This is a genomic window from Craterilacuibacter sp., assembly GCF_051659485.1.
Classification (GTDB): domain Bacteria; phylum Pseudomonadota; class Gammaproteobacteria; order Burkholderiales; family Chromobacteriaceae; genus Craterilacuibacter.
In genome coordinates, this window is record NZ_JBOFOO010000074.1 from 1 (window position 1) to 2,682 (window position 2,682).

Consider the following 2,682-nt stretch of genomic DNA (forward strand, 5'->3'; position numbering starts at 1 on the left):
CTCGGCCAGTTCATTCAGGGCAAAACGTATTTCCTTGACCGGTGCGTTGTAAATCATCGATCTCTCCTTTGATGTGTGTGCAATATTTTTATGCAAAAAACCGGCCGTGCATTCACCTGAATGCCCACACCATGGTGCGTGCACATCCCCCAGGCGAACCGTCGGCCGGTTCTGTTATGGCGGGCAGGCATCAAGGCCTGCCTCGTGACGGCAAGATCTTACTTGGACAACTCGGCGATCAGTTCCGGCACCACGGTGAACAAGTCACCGACGATGCCGTAGTCGGCGACCTGGAAGATAGGCGCTTCTTCATCCTTGTTGATCGCGACGATCACCTTGGAATCCTTCATGCCGGCCAGATGCTGGATGGCACCGGAAATACCGACGGCGAAGTAAAGCTGCGGCGCGACAACCTTGCCGGTCTGGCCAACCTGATAGTCGTTAGGCGCGTAGCCTGCATCGACGGCGGCACGCGAAGCGCCTACTGCAGCACCCAGCTTGTCGGCCAAGGGCTCGATCACGGCGCGGAACTGTTCATCCGAGCCCAGAGCACGGCCACCGGACACAATGACCTTGGCGGCGCCCAGTTCCGGACGGTCCGACTTGGTCAGTTCGGCGCCGACGAAGCTGGACAGTTGCGCATCCGCTGCTGCGGCGATGCTTTCCACCGCCGCTGCACCACCGCTGGCGGCGGCTTCGAATGCGGTGGTACGCACGGTGATGACCTTGATCGCATCGGACGACTGCACCGTCGCCAGCACGTTGCCGGCGTAGATAGGACGCACGAAGGTGTCGGCCGATTCGATGCCCGAGATTTCGGAAATCTGCGCTACATCCAGCAAGGCGGCCACGCGCGGCAGCAGGTTCTTGCCAAAAGAAGATGCCGGCGCCAGCACATGGCTGTAGCCCTTGGCCAGATCCACCACCAGCGGTGCCAGATTCTCGGCCAGACCATGTGCGTACGGGGCCGCATCGGCGAGCAGTACCTTGGCCACGCCGGCAACCTGCTTGGCCGCGTCGGCGGCAGCGGCACAAGCGCTACCGGCAAGCAGCACATGGATGTCGCCGCCTAGCTTGCTGGCAGCAGTAATCGTGTTCAGAGTGCCTGCTTTCAGGCTCTGGTTGTCGTGTTCAGCGATAACGAGAATGGCCATGGCTTACAGCACCTTTGCTTCGTTCTTGAGTTTGGCCACCAGTTCGGCAGCAGAGGCAACCTTGATACCGGCGGAACGCTTGGCAGGCTCGGCCACCTTGAGGGTGGTCAGGCGCGGGCTGACATCGACAGCCAGATCGGCCGGGGTGATTTTTTCCAGCGGCTTCTTCTTGGCCGCCATGATGTTCGGCAGCTTGACGTAGCGCGGCTCGTTCAGGCGCAGGTCGGTGGTCACCACGGCCGGCAGCGCCAGCTTGACGGTTTCCAGACCCCCATCGATCTCGCGGGTCACATTGACGGTTTCGGTCGCGAGGTCCACTTTGGAAGCGAAAGTACCCTGCGCCCAGCCCATCAGTGCGGCAAACATCTGGCCGGTCTGGTTGGCATCATCGTCAATCGCCTGCTTGCCCAGGATCACCAGCTGCGGCATTTCCTTGAGCGCGATCTCTTTTAGCAGCTTGGCCACGGCCAAAGGCTGCAGCTCGGTCTCGGTTTCAACCAGAATGGCGCGGTCGGCGCCCATGGCCAGTGCGGTACGCAGTGTTTCTTCACACTGCTTAACCCCCATAGAGACCACGACGATCTCGCTGGCCTTGCCCGCCTCTTTCAGGCGCACGGCTTCTTCAATGGCGATTTCATCGAACGGGTTCATCGACATCTTGACGTTGGCGATATCGACACCGCTACCGTCAGCCTTGACCCTAACCTTCACGTTGTAATCCACAACGCGTTTAACAGCGACTAGAACTTTCATATGCCTCCAGCGGATGGCTAGAACGGGTTGATAGATCATGGACGCATGCAGCTTAAGCGGTGAAGCCGTGGCCGCGCCAACAGCATTCAAACAATCGTTTGAAGAAAGCGCAAGCCCTGCCCGCAAAAATATTCAGGCCCACCGCACTACATCGCTCGCCACGCAATTGGCATAGTGCAACTTGCGTGTACAATGCACTGCAACATTTCATCATCATAATACGGGACTACTACAATGACCGTCTACTTCGAAGATCTTAAAATCGGCGATTTTGCCGAGTACGCAAAAACCATTACCGAGGCGGACATCCTAATGTTTGTTGCGGTCTCCGGCGACGATAACCCGGTTCACATCAATCAGGAATACGCCGAACAGACCATGTTCGGAGGCCGCATCGCGCACGGCATGCTGAGCGCCGGCCTGATCTCTTGCGTATTGGGCACCCGCCTGCCCGGCCCCGGCACCATCTATCTGTCACAGTCCACCCGCTTCAAGGCGCCGGTCAAAATCGGCCAGACTGTGACCGCACGCGCAACAGTGGCCGAGCTGGACCCGGCCAAAAAACGGGTTAAATTCACCACCCAGTGCTTTGTTGCCGGCAATGTGATACTGGACGGCGAATCACTGGTGATCGCACCGTCGCGTCCGGAATAAGACGGACTCGGGACTCGGGACTCGGGACTCGGGACTCGGGACTCGGGACTCGGGACTCGGGACTCGGGACTCGGGACTCGGGACTCGGGACGCGGGACACGGGACACGGAACTCGGGACTC

3 protein-coding genes are annotated in these 2,682 nt (G+C 59.4%); 1 reads left to right on the forward strand and 2 read right to left on the reverse strand.

Going from position 1 to position 2,682, the window contains the following annotated elements; genetic code table 11:
- Positions 1 to 218 precede the first annotated feature (218 nt).
- Both ACRC1E_RS02605 and ACRC1E_RS02610 read right to left on the reverse strand, forming a co-directional pair.
- The gene (locus tag ACRC1E_RS02605; protein ID WP_438513548.1) at positions 219 to 1,154 is read right to left on the reverse strand and encodes an electron transfer flavoprotein subunit alpha/FixB family protein; all 936 of its coding nucleotides are present in this window, start codon (positions 1,152 to 1,154) and stop codon (positions 219 to 221) included.
- 3 nt (positions 1,155 to 1,157) lie between these two features.
- Positions 1,158 to 1,907 (reverse strand): electron transfer flavoprotein subunit beta/FixA family protein, encoded by a 750-nt coding sequence (locus tag ACRC1E_RS02610; protein WP_438513549.1) that lies wholly within the window; start codon positions 1,905 to 1,907, stop codon positions 1,158 to 1,160.
- A 234-nt stretch (positions 1,908 to 2,141) separates the two neighbouring features.
- Here ACRC1E_RS02610 and ACRC1E_RS02615 point away from each other — a divergent pair, with 234 nt between their 5' ends.
- Positions 2,142 to 2,561: a MaoC family dehydratase gene (locus ACRC1E_RS02615; RefSeq protein WP_438513550.1), complete on the forward strand. Its 420-nt coding sequence runs from the start codon at positions 2,142 to 2,144 to the stop codon at positions 2,559 to 2,561.
- The last annotated feature ends 121 nt before the right edge of the window (positions 2,562 to 2,682 follow it).

Excerpts from the sequence above, each read along its gene's own strand:
- ACRC1E_RS02615 (WP_438513550.1), top strand. The coding sequence starts at position 2,142 with ATGACCGTCTACTTCGAAGATCTTAAAATCGGCGATTTTGCCGAGTAC.
- ACRC1E_RS02610 (WP_438513549.1), bottom strand. The coding sequence starts at position 1,907 with ATGAAAGTTCTAGTCGCTGTTAAACGCGTTGTGGATTACAACGTGAAG.
- ACRC1E_RS02605 (WP_438513548.1), bottom strand. The coding sequence starts at position 1,154 with ATGGCCATTCTCGTTATCGCTGAACACGACAACCAGAGCCTGAAAGCA.